The sequence below is a fragment of the Salinimonas chungwhensis DSM 16280 genome, assembly GCF_000378185.1.
Lineage (GTDB): Bacteria > Pseudomonadota > Gammaproteobacteria > Enterobacterales > Alteromonadaceae > Alteromonas > Alteromonas chungwhensis.
Window position 1 is genome coordinate 54,666 of the sequence record NZ_KB899390.1, and the last position, 22,393, is coordinate 77,058.

19 protein-coding genes are annotated in these 22,393 nt (G+C 47.0%); 11 read left to right on the forward strand and 8 right to left on the reverse strand.

The features are described 5' to 3' along the window. The first annotated feature begins 70 nt into the window (after positions 1–70). A protein-coding gene (gene prfB, locus F458_RS19785) for a peptide chain release factor 2 (protein WP_156824282.1) occupies positions 71–1,169 on the forward strand; the annotation gives its coding sequence in 2 pieces (ribosomal slippage) (positions 71–145 and positions 147–1,169; 1,098 coding nt in all). Positions 1,170–1,186: 17 nt separating this feature from the next. Beyond that, a complete protein-coding gene (gene lysS, locus F458_RS0116780) occupies positions 1,187–2,728 on the forward strand; it encodes a lysine--tRNA ligase (RefSeq protein ID WP_018984600.1) in 1,542 nt (513 codons plus the stop codon). Here lysS and F458_RS0116785 read toward each other — a convergent pair. The 3 genes from F458_RS0116785 to F458_RS0116795 are packed head-to-tail and all read right to left on the reverse strand — an operon-like array spanning position 2,719 to position 4,884. Then, on the reverse strand, positions 2,719–3,642 hold the full coding sequence (locus F458_RS0116785; protein ID WP_018984601.1) for a ketopantoate reductase family protein: 924 nt from the start codon (positions 3,640–3,642) through the stop codon (positions 2,719–2,721). The two genes, lysS and F458_RS0116785, sit on opposite strands and share 10 nt — an antisense overlap. Beyond that, complete coding sequence (locus F458_RS0116790; protein ID WP_018984602.1) at positions 3,642–4,346, reverse strand: TIGR01621 family pseudouridine synthase; 705 nt, start codon at positions 4,344–4,346, stop codon at positions 3,642–3,644. The genes F458_RS0116785 and F458_RS0116790 overlap by 1 nt, the downstream gene beginning before the upstream one ends. After that, on the reverse strand, positions 4,339–4,884 hold the full coding sequence (locus tag F458_RS0116795; RefSeq protein WP_018984603.1) for an Hpt domain-containing protein: 546 nt from the start codon (positions 4,882–4,884) through the stop codon (positions 4,339–4,341). The genes F458_RS0116790 and F458_RS0116795 overlap by 8 nt, the downstream gene beginning before the upstream one ends. 187 nt (positions 4,885–5,071) lie before the next feature. On the opposite strand from F458_RS0116795, the gene F458_RS0116800 reads away from it, so the two are divergent. The 4 genes from F458_RS0116800 (at position 5,072) to F458_RS21170 (ending at position 10,820) form a co-directional block, all read left to right on the forward strand. Next, positions 5,072–7,939 carry a M16 family metallopeptidase gene (locus tag F458_RS0116800; RefSeq protein ID WP_018984604.1) on the forward strand — a complete coding sequence of 956 codons (2,868 nt, stop codon included), beginning with the start codon at positions 5,072–5,074 and terminating at the stop codon, positions 7,937–7,939. Positions 7,940–8,030: 91 nt separating this feature from the next. Further along, positions 8,031–9,617: a glutamate--cysteine ligase gene (gene gshA / locus F458_RS0116805; protein WP_026294753.1), complete on the forward strand. Its 1,587-nt coding sequence runs from the start codon at positions 8,031–8,033 to the stop codon at positions 9,615–9,617. 80 nt (positions 9,618–9,697) lie between these two features. Next, the gene (locus F458_RS0116810; protein WP_018984606.1) at positions 9,698–10,333 is read left to right on the forward strand and encodes a transglycosylase SLT domain-containing protein; all 636 of its coding nucleotides are present in this window, start codon (positions 9,698–9,700) and stop codon (positions 10,331–10,333) included. Positions 10,334–10,697: 364 nt separating this feature from the next. Next, the gene (locus F458_RS21170; protein WP_018984607.1) at positions 10,698–10,820 is read left to right on the forward strand and encodes a hypothetical protein; all 123 of its coding nucleotides are present in this window, start codon (positions 10,698–10,700) and stop codon (positions 10,818–10,820) included. Positions 10,821–10,830: 10 nt separating this feature from the next. On the opposite strand, the gene smrB is transcribed toward F458_RS21170, so the two are convergent. After that, complete coding sequence (gene smrB, locus F458_RS0116820; protein ID WP_018984608.1) at positions 10,831–11,403, reverse strand: endonuclease SmrB; 573 nt, start codon at positions 11,401–11,403, stop codon at positions 10,831–10,833. Between the two features lie 132 nt (positions 11,404–11,535). Between smrB and prmB the strand changes: the two genes are divergently transcribed. From prmB to F458_RS0116840, 4 genes are read left to right on the forward strand one after another with little or no spacing between them, the layout of a single operon-like run. Beyond that, positions 11,536–12,477, forward strand: coding sequence for a 50S ribosomal protein L3 N(5)-glutamine methyltransferase (prmB, locus tag F458_RS0116825; protein WP_018984609.1), 942 nt, complete (start codon positions 11,536–11,538; stop codon positions 12,475–12,477). Positions 12,478–12,480: 3 nt separating this feature from the next. Next, complete coding sequence (gene aroC, locus F458_RS0116830; protein ID WP_018984610.1) at positions 12,481–13,578, forward strand: chorismate synthase; 1,098 nt, start codon at positions 12,481–12,483, stop codon at positions 13,576–13,578. A gap of 3 nt (positions 13,579–13,581) precedes the next feature. Next, entirely contained in the window at positions 13,582–14,790 is a 1,209-nt protein-coding gene (locus F458_RS0116835; protein WP_018984611.1) for an MFS transporter, read from the forward strand. Between the two features lie 29 nt (positions 14,791–14,819). Beyond that, positions 14,820–15,758, forward strand: coding sequence for a hypothetical protein (locus F458_RS0116840; RefSeq protein ID WP_156824283.1), 939 nt, complete (start codon positions 14,820–14,822; stop codon positions 15,756–15,758). Between the two features lie 20 nt (positions 15,759–15,778). Here F458_RS0116840 and F458_RS0116845 read toward each other — a convergent pair whose 3' ends face one another. The 4 genes from F458_RS0116845 to F458_RS0116860 all read right to left on the reverse strand — a co-directional run bounded on the left by F458_RS0116845 (position 15,779) and on the right by F458_RS0116860 (position 21,359). Further along, positions 15,779–17,302 carry a SpoVR family protein gene (locus tag F458_RS0116845; protein ID WP_018984613.1) on the reverse strand — a complete coding sequence of 508 codons (1,524 nt, stop codon included), beginning with the start codon at positions 17,300–17,302 and terminating at the stop codon, positions 15,779–15,781. Position 17,303: 1 nt separating this feature from the next. Next, entirely contained in the window at positions 17,304–18,587 is a 1,284-nt protein-coding gene (locus F458_RS0116850) for a YeaH/YhbH family protein (protein WP_018984614.1), read from the reverse strand. Positions 18,588–18,623: 36 nt separating this feature from the next. Continuing rightward, positions 18,624–20,546, reverse strand: coding sequence for a PrkA family serine protein kinase (locus tag F458_RS0116855; RefSeq protein WP_018984615.1), 1,923 nt, complete (start codon positions 20,544–20,546; stop codon positions 18,624–18,626). 228 nt (positions 20,547–20,774) lie between these two features. Further along, entirely contained in the window at positions 20,775–21,359 is a 585-nt protein-coding gene (locus F458_RS0116860; protein ID WP_018984616.1) for a superoxide dismutase, read from the reverse strand. A gap of 352 nt (positions 21,360–21,711) precedes the next feature. Here F458_RS0116860 and F458_RS0116865 point away from each other — a divergent pair, with 352 nt between their 5' ends. Continuing rightward, positions 21,712–22,080, forward strand: coding sequence for a Grx4 family monothiol glutaredoxin (locus F458_RS0116865; RefSeq protein ID WP_018984617.1), 369 nt, complete (start codon positions 21,712–21,714; stop codon positions 22,078–22,080). Positions 22,081–22,393 lie beyond the last annotated feature (313 nt).

Below are 22,393 nucleotides of genomic sequence, written 5' to 3' on the forward strand. Positions count from 1 at the left end.
GGTGACGGCTATTAAAAAAGTCGTAATTTAGATACTATTCGCCGTCTTATTAAACAAGCGAAAGCGGATTATGTTCGAAATCAATCCTGTACAGAATGCTATTTCTGATATCCGGGGCCGTACCGAGGCTCTTAGGGGGTATCTTTGACTTTGATGCAAAGTCAGAGCGGTTAGAAGAAGTTAATCGGGAACTTGAAAATCCTGATGTCTGGAATGATCCGGACTATGCCCAGAATCTGGGGAAAGAAAAAGTTGCTTTGGAGCAGGTGGTAAAAACCATCCATGAACTGGAGCAGGGTGCAGAGGATGTGGAAGGTCTGCTGGAACTGGCAGTGGAAGCTGAAGATGAGGAAACATTTTCAGAGACCAAAGCCGAGGTGGAAGGCCTGCAACAGAAGTTGGAAAAGCTGGAGTTTCGCCGAATGTTTTCCGGGCCCAATGATGCTGCCGACTGTTACATTGATTTGCAGGCAGGTTCAGGAGGCACCGAGGCTCAGGACTGGGCGAACATGCTGCTAAGGATGTACCTTCGTTGGGGGGAATCCCATGGCCTTAAAACTGAAATCATTGAGTTATCTGAAGGTGATGTAGCCGGCATAAAAAGCGTTACCGTGCGGTTTCAGGGCGAGTATGCGTTTGGCTGGTTACGCACAGAGACCGGCGTTCACCGGTTAGTAAGAAAATCGCCTTTCGATTCGGGTAATCGACGCCATACGTCTTTTTCTTCTGCGTTTGTGTATCCGGAGATTGATGACAATATCGAAATAGATATTAACCCGTCAGATTTACGCATTGATACGTATCGGGCATCAGGCGCGGGCGGTCAGCATGTAAACAGAACCGACTCGGCGGTGCGTATTACCCATGAGCCCACCGGGATAGTGGTGCAATGTCAAAACGACCGTTCTCAGCATAAGAACAAAGATCAGGCTATGAAGCAGCTCAAAGCCAAGCTTCATGAGTTTGAACTGCAAAAGCAGAATGCTGAGAAACAAGCTCTGGAAGAGAGTAAGTCAGATATTGGCTGGGGCAGCCAGATTCGTTCTTACGTGCTGGATGACTCACGCATTAAAGATTTACGCACGGGTGTAGAAAACCGTAATACCCAGGCCGTGTTAGACGGTGATTTGGATAAATTTATTGAAGCCAGCCTGAAGTCCGGGCTTTAACAGACAAGTGATTAGGTATGACCAGTCAACAGCAAGATGAGAATAAATTAATTGCCGAGCGCCGGGCAAAATTGAGCGCGATTCGCGAAAACTGTCGTTCCAATGGATTTCCTAACCAGTTTCGTCGCGAACATTATGCCGACGAATTGCAGAACGCGTTCGGGCAGTCGGATAAAGAAACATTGGCAGAGCAGGGCAATGAGGTGAGTATTGCCGGCCGTATAATGGCCAAACGCGGGCCGTTTCTATTGCTACAGGATATGACCGGACGCATTCAGGCTTACGCCTCAAAAGATGCGCAAAAGGCTATTAAAGCTCGCTATGGCAGCCTCGATATCGGTGACATTATTGGTGTTGCCGGCACCCTGCAAATGTCAGGAAAGGGCGACCTGTATGTGGATATGGCAAATTATGAGCTACTTACCAAGGCGTTGCGGCCGCTACCTGAAAAATTTCACGGCCTGAGCGATCAGGAGACCAAGTATCGCCAGCGTTATGTTGATTTGATCACCAGCGATAAAACCCGCGAGACATTTCGTATTCGCAGTGAGCTGATTAATGGGATCCGACAGTATCTGACGCAGCGAAAGTTCATAGAAGTTGAAACGCCGATGCTACAGGTGATTCCAGGTGGAGCTACAGCAAAACCGTTTGTGACTCACCACAATGCCATGGATATTGATATGTACCTGCGTATCGCGCCTGAGCTGTATCTTAAGCGTTTGGTAGTGGGCGGCATTGAGCGTGTATTCGAAATCAACCGAAACTTCCGCAACGAAGGACTTTCTACGCGCCATAATCCTGAATTTACCATGCTGGAATTCTATCAGGCCTACGCGGATTATCATGATTTGATGGATCTGACTGAAGATATGTTGCGTACGCTGGCGCAGGATATCCTGGGCACGTCAGAACTGCTTAATACGGTAACCGATGCCGAAGGTAATGTGCTGGAAGAAAAGCGCTATGATTTTGGTCAGCCTTTCGACCGCCTGAGTATGGGCGATGCTATTCTCAAATACTGGCCAGAAGCGAATGAAGCGGCCATTCGCGATCCAGAATCCCATCTGGATGAATTAAAAGCTATGGCAAAACAGCTTCATATTAAAGAGCCAGACGTTGAAGGCATCTGGGGCGCTGGTAAATATTTATGCGAAATCTTTGAAGCTACTGCAGAAGAACAATTGGAACAGCCGACATTCATCACCGAGTACCCCTGGGAAGTGTCGCCACTGGCCAGACGCAATGATGACAACCCGTTTATTACCGATCGCTTTGAATTTTTTGTCGGCGGGCGTGAAATTGCTAACGGATTTAGCGAGCTCAATGACTCAGAAGATCAGGCTGAACGCTTCCGTAAGCAGGTTGCTGAAAAAGATGCCGGCGATGATGAAGCGATGCATTTTGATGAAGATTACATCCGCGCCCTTGAGCACGGCTTACCCCCTACAGCGGGTCAAGGCATTGGTATTGATCGTTTAACTATGCTGTTTACGAACAGTCCGACAATTAAAGATGTCATATTGTTCCCGCATATGCGGCCGGAAGGTCAGGAGTAAGCGGCTTCCATTTTTTTTATCTTTTCATATAAAATGGCATTGACGGAAACGTCGATGCCTTTTTTTTGCGCCTGTTCGACAATAAATCCGTTAATGGCATCTATTTCTGTACGCCGGCGATGCTTAATGTCCTGATGCATACTGGAATAATTTTGCGCTGTAGCATCGATTACATGACGAACCTGATCAGCTAATAATTGTGGTTCAAACATCATGCCCTCTGATTGCATGAGTGCAGCCATTTCCTGACAAATATGCTTAATAGTGGGTTGGAACCGATGCTCAGCCAGCGCCCCATTAGGCACGTCATGCAAGCTTGTCAGCGGGTTGATAACCGCATTAACCACAAGTTTCAACCACAGTGCTTCGGTGATATCAGGGTGCCAGGTAACAGGCTGCAGACATCGGCTGATGGTTTCAAAAACAATCTGCAGCTGCGTGTCGTTAAGATTAACATTGTCCGGCGCTTCGCCAAAAATAGTGCGCCCGAACCCACTATGACGAGCTTCCTGTAAGGTGGGCTTGTATACTCCATGACTGGTTGTAGCCTGATAAACCGGCTGATAGGGAAGATGGCGACGCACGCTTTCCAGGCCCCCCATACCGTTATGTACCAATAATACGGGGGTTGCCTGATCCAGCCTGTCCTGCCACTGCCTGGCAGCGTCTTCCAGCTGATGCACTTTTAAGGGCATAACCAGCAAATCTGTTGGGCCCAGTGCTTCTGCCTGGCTTAAATTATCGGCAAGCAACAGGCGTTGACCACTATAGGATGTCAGCCTCTGCGTGAGCTGTTCCGGGCGCCGGGGGGCGAGGCTGTAAGGAATATTGTTGCGCTGTGCGCCAGCAGCAATTAATGAGCCGATGGCGCCGCTGCCCACAATTTGTACTCGCCCTTTCAAGTGGTGAGACATTACAACTCCTGCAACATGCTTTTGGGAAGTTTACCGGTCGGCCAGTGTATCTGTTCTGGCTGCGAGTTCTTTGTCAACCACATCTGGCATTCCCGGCTGAAAAAATGCACTCCCGTATAGAATGGACAGGTGACAGCAATACTCTGCTTCTGATAGTCAAAACAGAGCCGCCAGGCATGCAAATACAGCCTGTCGGAGTGTTCTTTACCATATAAGGTATCGCCCAGCACCGGGCTACCGAGACTTTTTAACGCTACCCGTATCTGATGTGTTTTGCCGGTAAGAGGGCGAAGGATAAAACCGCGGATACCCGGCAAGATACTCTGACTGAAAAACTGGGTTATGGCCGGGTTTTCCCGGGTTTTTAGCAGTATATGCTGACCCCGGCGACGGTTTTTCATATCGCCGATTATCGTACCTTGCTTTTGGCGTGGCTTACCAGCCCCCAGCGCGATGTAAAACTTTTGTATGTGGTGCTGAGCAAACAATTCAGACAAGGTGGCTGCGGCTACGGCATTTCGGGCAATCAAAAGGCAGCCTGAAGTGCCGTCATCCAGCCGGTGACACAGAAATAATTGCTGCTCGCCAAGTTGTCTGCGCAACAGAGTGATGATGCCCAGCTCTGCATCGTGCATAGTAACACCAGCAGGTTTCGCCACCACATAAAAGTCATTGTGGGTAAAGAGAATAGGAATTTCAGTCACTGTGTGTTTTTACCAACTCCAGTGCAATCTCATAATCAAGTTCGTCAATGGCATCGCGAATAGTTTCGTGCTGCGAGGCAGGAATCGCCAGCTCATTGAGCCATTTGTCCAGCTGTTCTTCGGGAATGAACTCATGTTGGCTCAGTGCAGTGATAAATGCCTCTCGCTGTTGAGATGTATCGGGCGAAGCATTTGTTTCTGTCGCCAGAGCATTAATCGCGGTTATTGTCTGCGACAGAGCATCTACAAATGTGTGATGACTGGCTGGTACGGTGTGGCTTTCTTTAATCGCCTGCTCGTAATTATGCGCTTCCACATGTAACAGGTTACAACCCATATTTCCCGCCACGCCTTTAAGCGTATGCACCATGATGCGCACATCTTCCCACCGGTTTTCAGCCAGCGCGTGATCCAGTCGAACCGGTAAGTCCTGATATTCAGCCGCGAGTTTTTGTAATAAGGACACATATAGTGCGCGATTACCACTTAGCTGGGAGACCCCAAAATCAAGGTCTATAACAAGGCGATTGTTATTCATCGTAAAATCCCTGGTAGTCAGACAATAAATTGTAGGCTAACCATTCACAAATTGATACAACCTGACTCAACAGTACAGGAGTTATCTGCGTCAAAATTTGATAGTCTGTCAAACCGTTAAAAACGTCAGTAAGCTAATTGATAGTTTCTGATTAAAAAGTCAGGTCTTTACGAAAAGGAAAGGTGTGATGTTAAAACGCATCGTTAAAACTATTTTTATTACCAGTACGGTACTTGGAGTGCTGGCAGGATGCCAACAGGCCAAACAGAGTACAGAAAATGCGTCTGAAGCGGGCCCGACCCAAGCTTCCGATAAACTTGCTATCGACTACAAAAAATACACCCTGGATAATGGCCTGACGGTTATCCTGCATCAGGATAAATCCGATCCGCTGGTTCACGTGGATATGACGTACCATGTGGGGTCATCACGCGAAGATATTGGCAAATCCGGCTTTGCCCACTTTTTTGAGCATATGATGTTTCAGGGATCTGAACATGTCGCCGACGAACAGCATTTTAAAATCATAACTGAGGCAGGGGGTAACCTGAACGGCAGCACTAACAGCGACCGCACAAATTACTACCAAACCGTTCCTGCTAATCAATTGGAAAAGGTACTCTGGCTGGAATCCGACCGGATGGGCTATTTGCTGCAAGCGGTAAATCAGACCAAATTTGAAAATCAGCGAGAGACGGTGAAAAATGAACGGGCACAGCGGGTTGATAACCAGCCTTATGGTTTGCGAAATGAGCGCACCGCGGAGGCTCTCTATCCTTCCGGGCATCCTTATTCCTGGCAGCCAATCGGTTATGTGGAGGATTTAGACCGCGTCAACGTAGACGACCTTAAAGCATTTTTTAAACGCTGGTACGGCCCTAACAATGCTGTGTTAACTATTGGTGGTGATATTGATATTGCCCAGACCAAACAGTGGGTGGAGAACTACTTTGGCGGAATACCCGCAGGACCGGAAGTAGCAAAACCCGAACCACAGCCTGTGACGTTGGAGGAGGATCGTTATATCACCCTGGAAGATAACGTGCACCTGCCCCTGTTACAGGTTACCTATCCCACCGTTTATGCCAGACATCCGGACGAAGCACCCTTGGATGTTCTTGCCGATATTTTAGGTGGCGGCAAAACATCGTTATTGTACAAAAATCTGGTAAAAAACGGGCAAGCCGTACAAACTGCCGTTAACCACCCGTGTCGGGAACTGGCCTGTGAATTTCAGCTTTTTGCGTTGGCTAATCCGGCGAGTACACCTGACTTAGCTAAACTCAGAAATGTAGTGGTCCAAACATTAGAAGAGTTTGAAGCCCGGGGAGTGAAACCCGACGATCTGGCCAGGGTCAAAGCATCTATAGAGTCATCCACCGTTTTTGGTCTGCAAAGTGTTGCTGGGAAAGTCAGCAAACTTGCTGCCGGCGAAACGTTTAGTGGAAAACCAGATTTGGTGCGCGAGGATATCGAACGTTACAACGCCGTTACCGCCAGCGACGTCATGCGCGTCTATAGAAAATACATCAAACATGGCCACGGCGTTATACTCAGTGTGGTTCCTCAGGGACAGGCACAACTTGCGGTAAAAGAACAAAACTTCACTTTACCCGAGCGCCAGATCCCGAGCAGCGAGCCTGCGAAGCCGGTAGCTCCCTTACAGATAAGCGAGAGTATTGACAGAAACAACGTGCCGCCGGCCGGCCCTGCACCGGTGGTAGAGGTTCCCGATTACTGGGAAAGCACTTTAGCAGACACTATCCCTTTACTTGGCGTTACAAGCTCTGAAACACCTACCGTCACGTTTACGTTAAATATGGAAGGCGGGATGCTACTGGATCCTGAAGACAAGGCGGGTACTGCCTACCTTACCGCGCTGATGATGAACGAATCTACGCAACAATACTCAAATGAGTCCATTGCTAACGAACTGGCTAAGCTGGGCAGTTCAATCCAGTTCAGTTCCCGCGGCAGATATACTCAGGTGATGGTGTCCTCGTTAACCAAAAATATTGATCAGACCATGGCATTACTGGAGGAGAAGCTGTTTCACCCAGCTTTTCTGGAGCAGGACTTTGAGCGCATGAAAGCCCGCGTACTACAAAGTATGCAGCAGCAGCTCAAAAACCCGTCATCGTTGGCGACCCGCGCCCGTGACTGGATCTTATTTGGCAAGGACAGCCGGTTGAGTCTGCCTGAGGAAGGAACTCTGGCGACACTTCAAAATATCACATTGCAGGACATTAAGGCCTATTACAACAACTATTATACGCCAGATCACGCTCACGCTGTCGTGGTCAGTGATCTTTCCGCCAATGCTTTTAGCCAGACAACAACGTTTTTAAAGCAATGGGAATCTCAGGATTATGCCATTCCAGAGTTCGGTTCATTTCCACAATATACCAAAACCCATACCTATCTGGTGGATAAACCGGGGGCGGTACAATCGGTGGTACATATCGTCAAGCGCGGGCCAAAGTTCGATGCCACAGAGACTTATTTTAAGTCCAACCTCATGAACTTTCCGCTGGGAGGAGCCTTTAACAGTCGCATAAACCTGAACTTGCGGGAAGACAAGGGATATACCTATGGCGCGTCTACCGCCTTTATTGGTGGAAAAACGCTGGGATGGTTTGACGCCTCTGCTGATCTTAATGGCGAGTTTACCGCTAAAGGTATAGAAGAGATGCTTAATGAAATTCGTCAGTTTGCCAGTGAAGGTGTTAAACCTGAAGAAGTGACGTTTATGCGTAACGCTTATACACTAAGCGATGCGTTAAAATATGAAACGCCATCCAGTAAAGCCCGGTTCCTGAGCCAGCTCCAGGCTTATGATTTACCGGACGATTATCGCCAGCAGCAATTGGATATCATAAAGAATATTGATGCTGAACAACTCAATGCATTAGCCAAAGAGCAGCTGATTGTTGAGGATATGCAGATAATTGTAGTTGGCGATAAGCAGAAAATTCTGGAACAATTGTTCACTTTAGGGTTTCCTGTCATTGAGTTGTCTCTGGAGCAGAAAACCCAACGCGAGTTAACACCGTAATTTTGCGATTCGTCGTATAAACCGGTACTAACAATTGAAATTCTCAGGCCTTTCCTCATTAAGAAAGGCCTTATCAAAACCGGACAAAGATTTGACTGTGACGCAACTGAATTTTGAACAGCGGCTGGAAGCGCTGCATAGCAGTACTTTTATAAAAAGTCTGGCGCAAAGCCGTCGAGGTGTAGAACGCGAAGCGCTGAGAATTGAAAAAGACGGCGCGTTATCGCAAAAAGCGCACCCGGAAGCATTAGGTTCAGCGCTTACCCATGAAACCATCACCACGGACTTTTCAGAATCACTTCTTGAGTTCATAACCCCGCCTGCGTTACATAGTGCAACGACGCTTGAGCAGCTGCAGGATATTCATAAATATGTTGCAAACAACATTGATGGTGAGTTGTTGTGGCCCATGAGCATGCCATGCTTTATTGAAGATGAAGACAGTATTCCCATTGCCAATTTCGGTGAGTCGAATGTTGGTAAAATGAAGCGCGTTTACCGGGTGGGGCTCAAAAATCGCTATGGCAGCATGATGCAGGCTATAGCAGGCGTGCATTACAACTTTTCTTTTTCTGATAGTTTTTGGATGCATTGGGCTGCGCTTCATAAAGAAGCGCATGACCAGGAACAGGTAGCACGGGATTATCTGTCGCTAATACGAAATTATCGCCGGACCTGCTGGCTGATTCCTTATCTGTTTGGTGCATCACCAGCGCTATGCAGCTCTTTTTTGAATAATAAGTCACACAACATGTCGTTTGAAAAAGTGGGCAAGGGCACCTTTTATCTGCCGCACGCGACATGTCTGAGAATGAGCGATCTCGGTTACACCAACGCTGAGCAGTCGGCCCTGCAGATTTGTTACAACGAACTCGACAATTATGTGAAATTGCTGCGTGAGGCGATGCAAACTCCCTCCACTCGCTTTTCTAAATTTTCCGCCGGCGAAGATGGGAACTGGCAGCAGCTTAGTCATAACATTCTGCAGATTGAGAATGAGCTCTATTCGCCAATCCGTCCCAAGCAGCCAACACTGCCACTTGAAAAACCTACTGATGCTCTGGTTAAAAGAGGTATCAGCTATATCGAGGTCAGAGCGCTGGATTTGAACCCATTCTCTGCGTTAGGTGTATCTCAGAGTCAAATGGACTTTCTGGATGTATATTTGCTGACCTGCCTGCTAATGCCAAGTGCCCAGTTGACGCCACAAAGTATCGCCGAAGCCAGAGAAAATATGGATGCCGTCGTGCTCGAAGGGCGCAAACCCGGTTTGTCGTTACATGTAGACGGTGAACCAGTGGCGATGCATGACTGGGCTAAAAGTTTGTTCGATAAATTTACCGAAGTGGCTGCATTACTGGACAAGGCGAATAATACATCGCGCTATTCAGAAGCCATTGCCACGCAGTGGGCCTGTTTCTGCGATCCCGCGAAAACCCCTTCGGGGCAGATTCTGGATAGTCTGCTGGCTGATGATGCAGATAATTCTGCGTTGGGCTTATTGCTCGCTAAAGAATACGCAGACACCTATAAGAACTTTGCCTATACTCACCATCAGGAAAATGACTTTGCTGACCTGGCCACTGCCTCACATAAAGCGCAAAAGCAGGTGGAAAGCGAAGATACGCAAGACTTTGAAAGCTTTATTAAAGATTATTACAACATGGAACAGGCATAAAAAAACGCCTGACAAGGTGTCAGGCGTCAAAGCGTTCCAGGGAAACACACATTTTGCTAGAACATTAATTTGGACACCCGATGTTGAAAAAGTTCAAACGTGTTAATGGTTTTTTTTGGCAATTAGCCTTTTTACCTTTCTTATTAACCGGTTGTGCGACTGCGCCGCCTAAAAATGCCAGTAATCTTTGCGACATTTTTTTTGAAAAAGAAGACTGGTATGACGCAGCGGTTGATACCAGGGATAAGTGGGGTGTTCCTCTGCATGTGCCAATGGCAATGATGTATCAGGAAAGCTCATTCAGGCACGATGCGCTGCCACCTAAAGATTATGTCTTCTTCGGGCTTATACCGTGGGGGCGGGTAAGCTCAGCGTATGGTTATTCTCAGGCGAAAACGATGACCTGGGCTGATTATGTCAAAGAAACCGGTAATAGCTGGGCAGATCGCGATGACTTTGACGATGCCATGGACTTCATGGGATGGTTTATTTATAAATCCTACCGCATCAATGGTACGTCCAAATGGGACGCCTATGGTCAGTATCTGAATTACCATGAGGGCTGGGGCGGTTATCGCAGAAAATCCTATAACCGTAAACCGTGGCTGAAAAAAGTTGCGGCGAAGGTGAAATCACGATCTTTACGTTACGCAACCCAGTTGAAAACCTGTCAGGAAGAGTTGGATAAAAGCTGGTTCTGGAAGCTATTTTCTTAAAAATGGTTGGACGGGCGCACCACACACCCGTCCAACACCGACGTTAAGCCAAGACCGTTAATCACCTAACGCCGAACAGGCATTTGTAGATTAGTGTAAATGAGAATTATTTGCAATAAAAGTTCGGCTTAATGACCGCGTTTTTTTGCAATCGCATGAATTTACTCATGTTTTACTTTTTAAACGGATGATTGCTCTAACTGGTAATGTCGGCAATTCGACTTTCTTATTCAGACAGCCCGCTTTTTTACTTCCATATATTTTTTAACAAAAGATCATAACCGGCCTATTTATTGATTCTGATCAGTATTTGCCCACAGCATGTGATGCATACTCTTTACCTGATAATCAGCAGGAGAACACTATGCTTATTTCTATGTTTAACGATCCGGTTGTATGGGGCTCATTGTTGGGCATCGGGCTTATCATTGCCCTGATGGCTTATTACACCTACCTGATCATTCACAACACCCGAGAAGATGAATAAACCGGCAACGTTAGGAAAAAGGATTAAAGTCCGGTTCGGCCGTCTCTACTAATACCAATAGGGCGCCATGACCACCGTATTCTAATGGTGCCTGATGAAAGGCCATGACATGCGGGTGTTGAATCAAAAGATGGGGAAGCGCCGTTTTCAATACGCCTGACCCAATACCGTGTACAACAGCAACACAATCAATGAGCTGTTTATGGGCGGTGTGTAAAAGCGCGCTGAGCTCTTGTTTAGCGGCCTCGCGATTCAACCCGTGCATATCCAGGATAAGTTCCGGTGAATAATCCCCTCTGCGCAGCTGTTTGAGTCGGTGGGTAGCGACATCTGCCCGACAAAAACGCATTGGACCACTTTGCGGAAGTGCCGCCTGATACAAATCTGAAAACGCAAATGAAGCGGTTCTCTGGCGCTCCTGTAACGTGCTTTTAGGCCGAGCCTGTAATTTTGCTTTCAGTTTTTCCTGTCGCTCAGGCACGACCTTATCTTGCCTGAGCGGCTTCACCGTGCCGAAAACCTCGCGAAATAAACCAAAATCCTCGTTCTGAGAATCCGGTGATTCCGGCTTGTTTTTACTCATAGACTATTCCTCAGCGCAGTCTCCGGATGTGGATAGCAGGTTGACGGTCTGACCATGTAAATTAGGCATGGGCGCGCAGCGTTTCTTTGGGTATGATACCAGTTTTAATCTAATGGATGTACCTGGGGCAGCATGACCGACAAGATTTATCTCGATGAAGCCATCAACGATTTGCATACTGTACTGGATATGGTTCGTTGGGCCGTCAGCCGGTTTAATGACGCAGAGCTTTATTTTGGCCACGGCACTGATAATCCATGGGATGAGGCGGTTTCCCTGGTCTTGTACGGATTGCATCTGCCGCCTGGTATGCTGGCGCAAACCGGAGAGGGACTATTTGCTGCCCGGCTGACTACCAGCGAAAGAGAAAAAGTTTCTGAACTTGTTTTAAAACGGGTGCAGACACGTATGCCACTACCTTATATCACGCATGAGGCCTGGTTTTGTGGTCTGCCTTTTTATGTGGACGAACGCGTGCTTATTCCACGCTCTCCGTTCGCAGAATTAATTCAGAAGCGCTTTTCTGGTCACCTGGTTAGCGCACCGAATACCATTTTAGATATGTGCACCGGTGGTGGCTGTATCGCTATTGCTCTGGCTTATGCATTTGAAGACGCCCAGGTAGATGCTGTGGATATATCCAGCGACGCCCTTGCTGTGGCGGATGAAAACATTCAGCAGCATCAATTAAGCGACAGAGTTTATCCCATAGAGTCAGATTTATTCAGTAGCCTGCAGGGTCAGTCGTACGATCTAATCGTATCTAACCCGCCATATGTGGATGCGCAGGATATGAGTGATTTGCCGGAAGAGTATCAGCATGAGCCTGAGTTGGCGCTGGCCGCTGGTGACGATGGGCTTGATTTGGTGGAGACATTACTCAAAAAAGGCACCGAACATCTGAATGACGGCGCATGGATGTTTGTTGAAGTTGGTAATAGTGAAGTGCATATGGCAACACGTTTTCCCGGCCTTGCTGTCGAATGGCTGACATTTGAACATGGTGGGAACGGGATATTTGCAGTACAAAAAGAAGCGCTGGTCGCATATTGGAACGAGCAGGACGGGGAATAACAGATGTCAGGAAATAGCTTTGGAAAACTGTTCACCGTCACAACCTTTGGTGAAAGTCATGGCATTGCCATCGGCGGCGTAGTTGACGGATGCCCGCCAGGAATGCCGCTGGATGAAAGTGATTTACAAACTGATTTAGACCGGCGTAAGCCGGGTACCTCCCGGTATACTACGGCTCGTCGGGAAGATGATGAGGTACAGATCCTTTCCGGCGTGTTTGAGGGCAAAACCACCGGAACCAGCATCGGCTTGCTTATCAAAAATAAAGATCAGCGCAGCCAGGACTATTCAACGATTAAAGATCGCTTCAGGCCGGGGCATGCAGATTATACCTATCAACAGAAATACGGTGTGCGTGACTACCGTGGCGGCGGCCGTTCCTCTGCGCGGGAAACTGCCATACGCGTAGCAGCTGGTGCGATTGCGAAAAAGTACCTCAAGCAAGAATTTGGCATTGATATTCATGGCTACCTATCTCAGTTAGGCCCCATTAAAGTAGAACAGATCGATAAGTCAGTCACCAACACAAATCCATTTTTTTGCCCGGACAAAACAAAACTGGATGCACTGGATACATATATGCGGGAGCTCAAGAAAAGTGGCGACTCCATAGGTGCTAAAGTTTCAGTAGTGGCTTCCAATATGCCCACAGGGTGGGGCGAACCGGTATTTGACCGCCTCGATGCCGATATTGCTGGTGCAATGATGGGAATTAATGCGGTGAAAGGCGTGGAAATTGGCGATGGCTTTGATGTGATTGAGCAAAAAGGCAGCGAGCACCGTGATCCATTGACGCCCAATGGCTTTGCTTCTAACCATGCAGGAGGCGTACTGGGCGGTATATCCAGTGGTCAGGATGTTGTTGTGCATATGGCGCTTAAACCTACTTCAAGCATTTCTGTGCCGGGTAAAACCATTGATGTCGACGGCAATGAAATTGATGTTATTACCAAAGGGCGCCATGACCCCTGTGTTGGCATTAGGGCGGTCCCTATCGCCGAAGCCATGCTGGCACTAACTCTGATGGACCATTGCCTGCGCCACCGGGCGCAGAACCCGTTGTCCGGGAGTATGACGCCTGACATTATTGCCCGGCGTTAGTCGGTGACCGCTGATCACACTACGGGACTGGGCCGTGCTCATTCCCGCACCAACCTTGTACTTCTCGCCCTCACGTATTTCCTCTATTTTGGTCAGCTTGGTGTATTGGTGCCATATCTGGGGATTTTTCTTGACGGGCGCGGGTTTACCTCTTCTGACATTGGTAATTTATTTGCCGTAATTACTCTGTCACGCATAATCGGTCCGTCAATCTGGGCAGGGCTTGCTGATCGAAGTGGAAAGGCGTTACAGATTCTTCGGCTGGGATGTTTTTTAAGTGCCTTGTGTTTTTTGCTGGTATTTTTTGTTTCCAGCTTCTGGGGCCTGACACTGGCGTTTGGTCTGATGATGATGTTCTGGACAGCGGTATTGCCACAGCTTGAAGTCATTACTATGCAGGCTGTGGCGCCAGGAAAGACCCCTTACGGTCAGGTCAGGCTGTGGGGCAGTGTGGGCTTTATCCTACTAACTGTCGGCGTCGGCAAAGGCTTGGATCTGACCTCCAGCGAATTACCGGTTTATGTCAGTTTAGGTGTACTGTGTCTGTTGTTTATCAGTGCGTTATTTTTGCATCAGCCGGCTCTGCAGCAACACTCCCGCGAAGAAACCGGTAACTTGTGGCGATTCGCCGGCCAGCGACCGTTTATTGTTTTTATGCTCAGTGCCATATTACTGCAAATAAGTTTCGGCCCGTATTATGGTTTTTTTGCATTATACATGCGCGATCTTCAGTACTCGGGTCAGGAAACAGGTTTGTTAATAGCACTGGGCGTGTTGGCAGAAATTGGGATATTTTTGATCGCAAGCCGTCTCATTCGTCAATTTGGGGTGTGGACGTTGTTGATGGGGTGTTTATTATTAACTGCTTTTCGATGGTACGCGCTGGCTGCCTGGGCAGATTCACCCTGGATTGTAATGACGACTCAGCTCATACACGCTTTGAGTTTTGGTCTGAACCACGCCACTTCTGTCCACTTTATTCATCAATATCTGCCAGGCCGCTTTCACGGGCGGGGGCAGGCCTTATATATTGGTATCGCATTTGGTGCCGGCGGCGCCCTTGGTAATTATGGCGCAGGCCAGATATGGGCGCAGGGAACCAACAGTTATACCGCATTTGCTCTTGCTGCCCTAAGTTGTCTGGCCGGAGCGCTGGTGCTATTGTTAGTGCGGCCAAAACAAATGGACGATAGCCAGGTCAGTACGCCCTGATAACCTGCGAGGCGCTCATGATAAATTCTATGTTCAAAATACTTGTTAGCTTATTGCTTGTTAGTGCCAGCGCGCCAAGTTATGCCGCATCCAATTTATGGTTGTTCAGCCTGAGTTACGAAAATGACAAGCCGTTTATCGAGCAGGCCAGGAAGATTACCGACACCCGGGCTTACACCAACCAGCCACATTTTTTTGATGGCGGACAACGATTGTATTACACCCAAAGTTTCAGTGCAGGTAAAGCCTCGCAAACGGATATCATGACCTATAACCTGGTCAATCATTACCATCGTAATATTACCTACACTGCTGATTCAGAATACTCTCCTACGCCATTACCTCACGGTAGTGGTTTTTCCACTGTTCGGGTGGACGATAACGGTAAACAGTGGCTTTGGATTTATGATGAAGGGCAAGGGCACAAATTCAGTGAGGCTGAGCCGGTTGGCTACTATGTATGGATGAATCGTGACGAAGCACTGGCGTTTGTTCTGGGCAAGCCTCATACCTTACAGAAAATCAGTACCGATACTAAGCCTTTGGTGTTGGATCGGAATATCGGACCGAGTCTGTGGCCGATTCCTGAAACCGGTCTATACAGCTATACCAAGAACCCGGATCCTGCCAGTCAGCCCTGGACGTTGATGAGCTTTGACCCGAAAACTCAGCAATCCAGTTTACTGGTTACACTTCCTGACGATGCTTATTACATGGCCTGGACCCCAGGCGCTAAAGCCATTACAGCAGTAGGTAATGAAATCCTGGCCTGGGATTTTCGCGAACCGGTGGTAGCTGAGATGACCGATAGCGACATTTTACGGCCACAGCCGTCGGAAGACGCTAATACTCCCTTGTGGCGGTCCTGGCTTGATATATCAAGGTATTGCCAGCACGGCGCCAGTCGATTGCATATGAGTGCTAAGGGAACGCACCTTGCTGTGGTATGCAATGACACTCCACAGTGACTGGCAACCGTCATTGGTGGCTAAGCGCCCCGGGTTTTGTTGCCGCATTTCGCAATAATCTCAATCTCGCCATCCGCGCTTTGCTGCTCTAAACGTACGTCAAATTTCCATAACCTGTGCAGGTGGCGCATGACCTCATCCTTAGAAGCTGCTAATGGAATGCCGTTTTGCGGCACGTAACGAAGTGTTAACGTACGGTCGCCACGAACATCTACATTATATACCTGAATATTTGGTTCATTGTTGCTCAGATTATATTGCGCGGATAACTTTTCTTTAATCGCCTGATAGCCGGGTTCATCGTGAATGGCGCTGACGCGAATAAAGGGATTACGCTCATCATCCTCCACCGCAAATAATTTAAAATCGCGGATTAGCTTGGGTGACAAAAACTGACTAATAAAGCTTTCATCCTTAAAATTCTGCATGGCAAAGTGCACGGTGTCCAGCCAGTCCTGACCTGCGATGGATGGTAAATAATAACGATCTTCTTCAGTAGGATTCTGGCATACCCGTTTTATATCCATAAACATATTGAAGCCTAACGCATAGGGATTAATGCCTGAATAGTGCGGGCTGTTGTATTCAGGTTGCATCACAACGCTGGTGTGGCTGTGTAAAAACTCCATCATAAACCGGTCGCTGACCAGCCCTTCATCATACAGTTGCGTTAAAATGTGATAGTGCCAGAAACACGCCCATCCTTCATTCATAACCTGGGTTTGTTTCTGTGGATAAAAATACTGCGAGACTTTTCTGACAATACGAACCAGCTCCCTTTGCCAGGGTTCAAGTAACGGTGCATTTTTTTCGATAAAATAAAGCAGATTTTCCTGTGGCTCACTAGGAAAGCGAACCAACTGGGGTGTAGCCCGACTCTTATTGTCAGGCACCGTTCGCCATAGCTCGTTCACTTGCGATTGCAGATATTTCTCACGCTGTTTTTGCCGATTTCTTTCTTCCTGAAGAGAAATTTTCTGGGGCCGTTTGTAACGGTCCACGCCAAAGTTCATCAACGCATGACAGGAGTCAAGAATGTCCTCGACATCTTTTTCACCATGCTTTTGTTCACATTTGGCAATATAGTTTTTGGCAAACACGAGATAATCGATAATCGAATCTGCATCGGTCCAGGTTTTAAACAAATAATTACCTTTGAAAAAGGAATTATGGCCGTAACATGCGTGCGCCATGACCAACGCCTGCATGGTCATAGTGTTTTCTTCCATGAGATAAGCAATACAGGGATTGGAGTTGATGACAATTTCATAGGCCAGACCCATCTGCCCACGACGATACTGTTGCTCTGTCTGAATGAATTTTTTGCCAAACGACCAGTGACTGTAATTAAGAGGCATACCGATACTGGCATAGGCATCCATCATTTGTTCTGCGGTAATCACTTCAATCTGATTGGGATAAATATCCAACCGAAAATTTTTCGCAATTCTGTCGATATGATGCTCATACTCGCCCAGCAAATCGAAGGTCCAGTCCGGACCATCACTTAATCGCTTGATGTCTGATGCAGTGCTCGCTGCCATATCAGCCTCCTGACTGCGCTGTTTGTTCGGAGCGGGCGAACAGCTCACGAAAGACTGGATAAATATCAGATACTGATTGCACATGCTTACAGACAAAGTTATCAGTCGCAGCTTCTACTGTTTGATATTCTCGCCACAGACTCTGATGCTGTCTTTCAGTAATTTCGATATAGGCAAAGTAGCGGGTTACCGGCAACAGACTATTGAGTAATAAATCTTTGCAAAAGGGCGAATCATCAGCCCAGTTATCGCCGTCAGATGCCTGGGCAGCGTAAATATTCCAGTTAGCGTCTCTGTATCGCTGCGCCACTATTTCATCCATTAGTCGAAGCGCGCTGGATACTATGGTGCCGCCTGTTTCCTGGGAGTAGAAAAACTCATGTTCATCAACTTCTTTCGCTTGCGTATGATGACGGATGTAGACCACTTCTACATTTTCGTAGGTTCGGGTCAGGAAAAGATACAACAGGATATAGAATCGTTTCGCCATATCCTTGGTGGTCTGATCCATGGACCCAGACACATCCATCAGACAAAACATTACCGCTTTGCTGGTGGGAACCGGACGTTTGTCATAGTTTTTAAACCGCAAATCAAAGGTATCAATGAAGGGCACTTTGGCAATTTTGGCCTTTAACGCGTTAATCTCACTTTCCAGTTCAAGAATGGCCAGCGTATTTTCGTGTTTATCGGCTTTCAGCGCCCTCAGTTCTTCTTCTAACTCCCGCAATCGCCGTTTATCTTTACCGGTTAGCGCGATGCGCCTTGATACAGAACCTTTAAGCGAGCGCACAATGTCCAGATTACTCGGCACCCCGTCGGTCTGATATCCAGCCCGATATGTTTCGTAGTCGATGACTTTATCAAACTGATTTTTTTGCAGATTTGGTAAGGCCAGGTCGTCGAATAGCAGGTCCAGGTATTCGTCTTTAGAAATAGAAAAAACAAAGTCATCCTGTCCCTCGCCCTGGTTACTGGCTTCGCCATCACCCGGGCCACCCTGACCCTGGGGCGGGCGATCGATGCGATCACCGGTAACAAACTGATCATTGCCAGGATGCACAGCCTCGCGTTGGCCACCTTTACCGGTATGAAAGACCGGTTCGGAAATATCCCGGGTGGGAATGCTGACTTGTTCACCACTTTCCAGATCAGTGACAGAACGCTGACCCACTGCATCGGACACGGCTTTCTTTATCTGCTGTTTATACCGACGCAGAAAGCGTTGACGATTGATAGTGCTCTTCCCTTTGCTGTTTAATCGCCGATCTATAAAATGCGCCATAAGCACCTACTCTGACTGCACACAAAGAACATCTGGTTAAGACGCTTTACGCACTCTTAAATACCATTCGCAAAGCAGACGAACCTGCTTCTGCGTGTACCCTTTCTCTGTCATGCGGTTAACAAAATCATCATGTTTTTTCTTATCATCCGTTGAACCTTTGGTATTGAAAGAAATGACGGGCAACAAATCTTCAGTGTTGGAGAACATTTTCTTCTCAATTACTGTGCGTAATTTTTCATAGCTGGTCCAGGCGGGGTTTTTGCCTGAATTATTGGCTCGGGCTCGCAGAACAAAATTGACAATTTCATTGCGAAAATCTTTAGGATTACTGATGCCTGCAGGTTTTTCGGTTTTTTCAAGCTCAGCATTGAGTGATTCACGGTCAAACAACTGACCGGTTTCCGGATCACGGTATTCCTGGTCTTGAATCCAGAAATCGGCATAGGTCACATAGCGATCAAACAAGTTTTGTCCGTATTCGGAATAAGACTCTAAATAGGCAGTTTGAATTTCCTTGCCAATGAACTCAACATATTTGGGAATCAGGTAGCCTTTAAGAAATTCATGGTAACGATCTGCGATTTCCTGCGGATATTGCTCACGCTCAATCTGACGTTCAAGTACATAAAACAGATGAACCGGATTAGCAGCGACTTCCTGATGATCAAAATTGAAAACCCGGGAGAGTATTTTAAATGCAAATCGGGTAGATAAGCCTTCCATCCCCTCATCGACCCCGGCATAGTCACGATATTCCTGATAGGATTTCGCTTTCGGGTCTGTATCTTTGAGGCTTTCACCATCGTAAACGCGCATTTTTGAGTAGATGCTCGAGTTTTCCGGCGTTTTAAGCCGCGATAAGACCGTAAACTGGGCCAGACACTCAAGCGTATCAGGCGCACAGGGCGCACCACTCAGTTCGCTGTGATCGAGTAATTTTCGGTATATTTTCATCTCCTCTGTGACGCGCAGGCAATAGGGAACTTTTACAATATATACGCGGTCCAGAAAGGCTTCGTTATTTTTGTTATTTCTGAATGTCTGCCATTCAGACTCATTAGAATGAGCCAGAATCAAACCGTCAAAGGGCAGGGCAGAGAAACCTTCAGTAGGGTTATAATTTCCCTCCTGAGTGGCGGTCAGCAAAGGATGTAACACCTTAATAGGTGCTTTAAACATCTCGACAAATTCCATCAGGCCCTGATTGGCTTTGCACAGGGAACCGGAGTAACTGTACGCATCAGGATCGTTTTGCGCATACTGCTCCAGACGCCGGATATCGACTTTGCCCACCAATGAGGAAATATCCTGATTATTTTCATCACCTGGTTCGGTCTTCGCTATGGCAATCTGGTCAAGTATAGACGGGTAAACCCGAACCACGCTGAACTGGCTGATATCACCCCGGGCTTCATGGAGCCGTTTTCTCACCCACGGCGACATGATGGTTTTCAAATAGCGTTTAGGTACGCCATATTCCTGTTCAAGGAGATTGCCATCTTCGTTAATATCGAACAGACAGAAGGGGTGGTCGTTAACCGGTGAGCCTTTTAGCATATAAATTGGCACATTTTGCATCAGCTCTTTAAGTCTTTCTGCTAACGATGACTTGCCCCCGCCAACAGGGCCAAGTAAATACAATATTTGTTTTTTCTCTTCCAACCCCTGGGCAGCATGTCGAAGGTAAGAGACAATTTGTTCGATGGCATCTTCCATGCCATAAAACTCGCTAAAAGCTGGATATCTAGCAATAACCCGGTTGGAGAAAAGGCGGCTCAGAGCGGGATCTTTAGATGTATCGATCATTTCAGGCTCACCGATAGCCTGCAATAGACGTTCTGCGGAATTGGCGTAAGCCATTGGATCATTTTTGCAGATGTTCAGGAATTCCTGAATAGTGAATTCTTCCTGCTGCCTCTCTTCATAGCGTTGCTGGTAGTGTTCGAAAATACCCATGAGTACCTCTAAGTCAGAAAACGGCTCCCCATATAATTAGCTTAGTCGGTATTTCGGGAATGGGCATTTTTTTTGATTTTATTTAACGATAATGACGTGGGAAATGTTCTATTTAAAAACTGAACTTTTTGTCGTCGGGTTAGTCGGTAATTATCTGTATGCGTGACAATTTACAGGCATAAAAAAGCCCGCTTCAGGGCGGGCTTTGCGTCTAATTACGAACTGCGTTTACTTTGCAAAATTGTCCGCGACAAAGTTCCAGTTTACTACAGCCCAGAAGTTTTCAAGATATTTTGGACGCGCATTACGGTAGTCAATGTAGTAAGCGTGTTCCCAAACATCAGCAGTCAGCAATGGTGTAAATTCATTGCCAGAAATCGGGGTTTCTGCATCATCAGTATTTACGATATCCAGTGCGCCATCCGATTTTTTGACCAGCCAGGTCCAGCCTGAGCCAAAGTTACCAGTCGCTTTATCGTTAAATGCAGCTTTGAAGTCATCAAATGAACCCCATTTTGCCTTGATTGCGTCTGCCAGTTCGCCAGAAGGCTCGCCACCGCCATTAGGGCTTAAGCCATTCCAGTAAAATGTGTGGTTCCATACCTGCGCTGCGTTATTAAACAACCCGCCATCAGAAGATTTGATGATCTCTTCAAGGCTCTTATTCTCGTTTTCTGTGCCTTCTACCAGGCCATTCAGCTTAGATACATAGGTCGCGTGATGCTTACCATAGTGATATTCCAGCGTTTCTGCAGAAATATGTGGTTCCAGGGCGTTTTTTTCATAAGGTAATGCTGGTAATTCAAAAGCCATTACGAGTCTCCATGTTGGTGATAATGTTTGCCGGTCAGCAGATGAAGCCTGAAGCGACTCATCTCACCAACCTGCAACGGTCTTAGCTAACCAAAATATAAGGACAAATTTTGATAACCCAATGACAGGTTTAAGGATTTTTACAATTTCAGAGTCAAAAAACCTGCCAGTGGTGCATGGGTTATTTATCTGATATGTGTTCTGATAGCCCCGACAGCGACTTTGAGATCACCCCGTGGCCGTGTTTTCATAAAAAGTTACCACTGTTGCGCCCCTGTTATATACCCAGACAAGCATGCTATTATTATCGCCTTGAAAGAATAGCCAGTCATGCCCATATAGCAGGGTAAACATGAGCGAAAGTGAGGTCTCGATGGAAAGCACAAACACAGAATCAACCGTTGACAAAATTAAAGAACAAATTGCAGAGAACCCTATTCTTCTATATATGAAGGGGTCACCTAAATTACCCAGCTGTGGCTTTTCAGCGCAGGCCTCCCAGGCATTAATGTCATGTGGTGAGCAATTTGCGTATGTCGATATTTTGCAAAATCCGGACATCCGGGCGGAATTGCCGAAATATGCCAACTGGCCGACCTTCCCTCAATTATGGGTAGATGGCGAGTTGATAGGCGGTTGCGATATCATCATCGAAATGTTTCAGCAAAATGAGTTGCAGCCAATAATCAAAGAAGCTGCAGAGAAACAGAAAAGCGAATAATTGCTTAAAAAGAACCCGGCCTAAGCCGGGTTTTTAATGCAGTGAAAAACGGGAGAATCACCTTAAAACCGACATAAAAAATACCTGCCGATACTTATTCAGACATCTCAGAAAATGAAATCCTCTACGCCCAAAAAATAAATATATATTTTGTCTTATTTTGTTTGTTATCCGGTTGTTTACTGTTTATAACCGCATAGACACAGCTGTGCTGTGTCGACTGTTATGACAAGTTAAAACACGCTTATTGCACCTAAAAATAATAATAATGCCTGTCAGAGGTGCAGTGAGAAAAATAGATTTTTCCGGGGAA

Coding starts and splice junctions, on each gene's coding strand:
- lysS (WP_018984600.1), top strand. CDS start 1,187: ATGACCAGTCAACAGCAAGATGAGAATAAATTAATTGCCGAGCGCCGG.
- F458_RS0116785 (WP_018984601.1), bottom strand. CDS start 3,642: ATGTCTCACCACTTGAAAGGGCGAGTACAAATTGTGGGCAGCGGCGCC.
- F458_RS0116795 (WP_018984603.1), bottom strand. CDS start 4,884: ATGAATAACAATCGCCTTGTTATAGACCTTGATTTTGGGGTCTCCCAG.
- F458_RS0116800 (WP_018984604.1), top strand. CDS start 5,072: ATGTTAAAACGCATCGTTAAAACTATTTTTATTACCAGTACGGTACTT.
- F458_RS0116810 (WP_018984606.1), top strand. CDS start 9,698: ATGTTGAAAAAGTTCAAACGTGTTAATGGTTTTTTTTGGCAATTAGCC.
- F458_RS21170 (WP_018984607.1), top strand. CDS start 10,698: ATGCTTATTTCTATGTTTAACGATCCGGTTGTATGGGGCTCATTGTTG.
- smrB (WP_018984608.1), bottom strand. CDS start 11,403: ATGAGTAAAAACAAGCCGGAATCACCGGATTCTCAGAACGAGGATTTT.
- prmB (WP_018984609.1), top strand. CDS start 11,536: ATGACCGACAAGATTTATCTCGATGAAGCCATCAACGATTTGCATACT.
- aroC (WP_018984610.1), top strand. CDS start 12,481: ATGTCAGGAAATAGCTTTGGAAAACTGTTCACCGTCACAACCTTTGGT.
- F458_RS0116840 (WP_156824283.1), top strand. CDS start 14,820: ATGTTCAAAATACTTGTTAGCTTATTGCTTGTTAGTGCCAGCGCGCCA.
- F458_RS0116845 (WP_018984613.1), bottom strand. CDS start 17,302: ATGGCAGCGAGCACTGCATCAGACATCAAGCGATTAAGTGATGGTCCG.
- F458_RS0116850 (WP_018984614.1), bottom strand. CDS start 18,587: ATGGCGCATTTTATAGATCGGCGATTAAACAGCAAAGGGAAGAGCACT.
- F458_RS0116855 (WP_018984615.1), bottom strand. CDS start 20,546: ATGGGTATTTTCGAACACTACCAGCAACGCTATGAAGAGAGGCAGCAG.
- F458_RS0116860 (WP_018984616.1), bottom strand. CDS start 21,359: ATGGCTTTTGAATTACCAGCATTACCTTATGAAAAAAACGCCCTGGAA.
- F458_RS0116865 (WP_018984617.1), top strand. CDS start 21,712: ATGAGCGAAAGTGAGGTCTCGATGGAAAGCACAAACACAGAATCAACC.